This is a genomic window from Rhizobacter sp. P3_B12, from assembly GCF_056402895.1.
On the sequence record NZ_JBFUGN010000560.1, the window covers coordinates 1 to 4,048 of the forward strand.

A 4,048-nucleotide genomic window follows, 5' to 3' on the forward strand; every position below is an offset into this window, starting at 1 on the left:
GCGGAGATAGCTGCGCTCGCGCGGACGGTCCGGATCGTCCTGCGGGCCGGCGTCGGTGTCGCCTCCCTGGGCGCCTGGGTTCGATGCTGCGGCGGGCGCATCGGCCGCCGGCGCCACCCGGCTGCTCATCAGGCGCTCGGCCAGCGTGACCAGGGCGGGCTCGCCGATGTGCGTGCAAAGCGCCCAGATCTCCACCGCGTAGTCGGTGTCGGACAGCAGGCGATCGGCCTCGATGGAGATCTGGTGCCGCAGCAGGGCCAGCCGCAGCCGCATCGCGACCACGCCCGGGGACATGGCGGAACTCACTACTCGATCCGCTCGCCGTGCTGGGACACATCCAGCCCGACGGCTTCCTCGCTGCGCGTGACCCGGACGCCGGCGAACCAGTGGAGCCCCTTCATCAGCAACCAGCTGACCACGAAGCTGTAGCCGAGAACCGCCATGACGCCGATCGCTTCCGCCTGCGGCTGGCCGGCGCCGCCCGCGAGCTTCGCGTCGATGAAGAAGGGCGTCAGCAGCGAACCGGCGATGCCGACGACACCGTGGATCGCGAACACGTCCAGCGAGTCGTCGATGTCGAGCAGGGGCTTGATCCAGCCCAGCGATGCGAACGCGACGAGGCCGCCGACCGCACCGAACAGGTAGGCCGCGTTCACGCTGACGAATCCGGCGGCGGGCGTGATGGCCACCAGGCCGGCGACGGCGCCGGTGGACATGCCGATCAGGCTGGGCTGGCCCTTCAGGACCCACTCGCACAGCACGAAAACGACCGCGGCCAGCGCCGCTGCGATCTGCGTGTTGACCATCGCCAGCGCGGCTTCGCCATTGGCCGCAAAGGCTGAACCGCCATTGAAGCCGAACCAGCCGATCCACAGCAAGGCCGCGCCGATCAGCATGTAGGCGAGGTTCGAGGGAACCATCGGCTCGCGGCCATAGCCTTGCCGCGGCCCGGCCACGAGGGCGCAGGCCAGGCCCGCCGCACCGGCGCTGATGTGCACGACCATGCCGCCGGCGAAGTCGCGAACGCCCATGTCGTACAGCCAGCCACTGGGGTGCCACACCCAGTGCGCCACCGGCGCATAGACGGCCAGCGACCACAGGCCGCAGAACACCGCAGCGATGCTGAATTTCACCCGCTCGGCGAACGAGCCGACGATCAGCGCCGCGGTGATGATCGCAAAGGCAGCCTCGAACAACGCGAACGCCGGCGCAGGGATCTGCGGCGCCATCGCGTGGACGGGGACCCGGTCGCCCTGCGGCATGAACTCGAGGCTGAAGCCGTTGCCGAAGAAGCCCGACCACGGCGACCCCGAACCGAAAGCGATCGTGTAGCCCGCCACGAACCACAGCACGCTGGTGACCGCGGCCACGATGAACACCTGCGTCATCGTGCCCAGGATGTTCTTCTTGCGGACCAGCCCGCCGTAGAAGAAGGCCAGGCCTGGCAGCGTCATCATCAGGACGAGTGCCGTGCTGGCCAGCATCCACGCGGTGTCGCCGGCCGAGATCGCACTCGCCGCCGCGGTCTGCGGTGCCGCGCTGACGGCGGAGGAGCCCAGCAAGGCCACGGCGCCGGCGGCGATCAGGCGATGCGGGCGTGGGCGGTGGGCGTCGGTCCGGACGACCTGGAGGGGTTGCGTTTCAGGGGACATGGCTGCGAATGCGTGGTGATCGGGCGATCTGCCATTGCATCAGCCGTCGCGCCTGCGGTCATGATCGAATCCTGATGGCGGCGCGATCTCGTTCGGCGCCGTCAACAAGGTCACACATGGAACCGGAGGAATAGGAAAACCCCGGGGGTAGGAACCCCTGGCGAGGCCCCGCGCACACGCCGCATTCGACTATGCTCGCCCGAAGCCCGGGCCTCCGCCGCGTCCGGCGGGCCGAGCGAGTTCAGCGATGACCTTCAAAGCACCTGCGTCGGCATCTGCGTCGGAAACGCCGCCCCGGCGGCGCGGCTGGCTCGCTTCCGTCTCGCGGATTCCGGGCGGCGGCATCGCGATCGCGCTGCTGATCCGGGTGCTGCTGTTCAGCACCGTGGTCACGCTGGTGCTGACCATCCTGCAGCTCACGCTCAGCTACCGCAGCGAGCGGGCGCGGCTGGAAAGCCGCTTCGGCGAGATCGACCAGGCCAGCTCGCGCAGCCTCAGCGAAAGCCTGTGGGCGCTCGACTCCAAGCAGCTCGAGGAGCAGCTCGAAGGCATCGTGCGCCTGCCGTCCATCCGGGCCGCCGAGGTGCGCGAGACGGCGTCGTCGGCCCATGCGCTGACCGTCCTGCGCGGCGAGCGGCAGGCCAGCCGCTCGGTGGTGAAGGAGTTTCCACTCGCGTGCTGCGGCGACCGCCCTCAGGTCATCGGCGTGCTGCAGATCGAGGCCACGCTGACCGACATCTACCGCGACCTGATGGCGCAGGCCGTCGTCATCCTGCTCAGCAATGCGGCCAAGACCTTCCTGGTCGCGCTCTTCATCCTGTTCGTCGTGCACCGGCTCGCGACCCGCCACCTGCTGGACATCGCGGCGTCGATCGGCAGCGTCACGCCGCAGGCGCAGGCGCCGCCGCTGCAGCTGCGCCGCCAGCACGCCCGCGACGATGAGCTCGACCAGCTGGTCGATGCGTTGAACGCGATGCGCGAGCGGCTGGACCAGCACGCCGCGGAGCTTGGCAACGCCAATGCCCGCATGGCGATCCTCCTCGACAACATCCCGGACCTGGCGTGGGTGAAGGACGCCGGCGGGCACTACGTCGCCGTCAACCGCGCCCTCGCCACGACGCTCGGGTTCGAGCACCCCAGCCAGATGATCGGCAAGACCGACCTCGAGATCCACCCGCCGGAACTCAGCCGTGCGTACCGGCTCGACGATGCCGAGGTGATGGCGACGAACACCAGCAAGCGCATCGAGGAGCAGCATGTCTGGCCCGACGGCAGCAGGGCCACGGTGGAGACCATCAAGACGGCACTGCTCGACCGCGACGGCCGCGTCACCGGCACGGTGGGCATCGCCCGCGACATCACCGCGCGCCAGCAGGCCGAGGCCGACCGCGTGGCGCGCCGCGCCGCCGAGGCCGCCAACCAGGCCAAGAGCGATTTCCTGGCCAACATGAGCCACGAGATCCGCACGCCGATGAACGCGATCCTCGGCATGTCGTACCTGGCCCTGCAGAGCGGGCTCAACCCGCAGCAGCACAACCACGTGCAGCGGATCCAGGGGGCGGCCGAATCGCTGCTCGGGATCATCAACGACATCCTCGACTTCTCGAAGATCGAGGCCGGCAAGCTCGAGATCGAATCGATCGAGTTCAACCTTGGCGACGTGATGGAAGGCCTGGGCCACCTGGTCGGCATGAACGCCGAGGACAAGGGGCTGGAGCTGCTGTTCGCGCTGCCGCCGCAGTTGCCCCGCGCGTTGGTCGGCGACCCATCGCGCCTGCGCCAGGTGCTGCTGAACCTGGGCTACAACGCCGTCAAGTTCACCGAGCACGGCGAGGTGGTCATCGCCATCTCGGTCGCCGGGCGGCAGGCGACGGCGATCGACCTGCGCTTCGAAGTGCGCGACACCGGCATCGGCATGACGCCCGACGAGCAGCAACGCCTGTTCCAGCCGTTCACGCAGGCCGACTCGTCGACCAGCCGGCGCTACGGCGGCACCGGGCTGGGCCTGTCGATCAGCCGGCGCCTCGTGCAGCTGATGGGCGGCGAGATCGGCGTCGACAGCACGCCTGGGCAGGGCAGCCGTTTCCACTTCACGCTGCGCTTCGCGCTGCAGCCCGAGCCGGCCGATGCGCCGGTGCCGCTCGACGCCGGGCTGCGCGGCCGGCGCACGCTGGTGGTCGACGACAACGCGTGTGCGCGCGAGCTGCTGGCGGGCATGTGCAGCTCGTTCGGTCTCGACATCGACAGCGCCGCCGGCGGCCACGCCGCCTTGCGGATGGCGCAGCAGGCGGACGCGAACGGCAAGCCCTACGACCTGGTGCTGCTCGACTGGAAGATGCCCGGGCTCGACGGTGTCGAATGCGCCCGCCTGCTGGGCCTGGAGGACGGCCGGCGCC

3 protein-coding genes are annotated in these 4,048 nt (G+C 69.7%); 1 reads left to right on the forward strand and 2 read right to left on the reverse strand.

All coding sequences use genetic code 11. The annotated features are described in order from the left end of the window. Together AC1D01_RS23605 and AC1D01_RS23610 are read right to left on the reverse strand one after the other, a co-directional pair. Nucleotides 1-294, reverse strand: a 294-nt coding sequence (locus AC1D01_RS23605; protein ID WP_477870650.1) for a hypothetical protein, incomplete at its 3' end; no start/stop codon positions are given. A gap of 11 nt (nt 295-305) precedes the next feature. Next, a complete protein-coding gene (locus tag AC1D01_RS23610) occupies nt 306-1,652 on the reverse strand; it encodes an ammonium transporter (RefSeq protein WP_477870652.1) in 1,347 nt (448 codons plus the stop codon). A gap of 247 nt (nt 1,653-1,899) precedes the next feature. Between AC1D01_RS23610 and AC1D01_RS23615 the strand changes: the two genes are divergently transcribed. Then, on the forward strand, nt 1,900-4,048 hold a 2,149-nt coding region (locus AC1D01_RS23615), incomplete at its 3' end, for an ATP-binding protein (RefSeq protein WP_477870654.1).

What these genes read in the sequence shown, in the direction of transcription:
- AC1D01_RS23610 (WP_477870652.1), bottom strand. Translation starts at nt 1,652, where the DNA reads ATGTCCCCTGAAACGCAACCCCTCCAGGTCGTCCGGACCGACGCCCAC.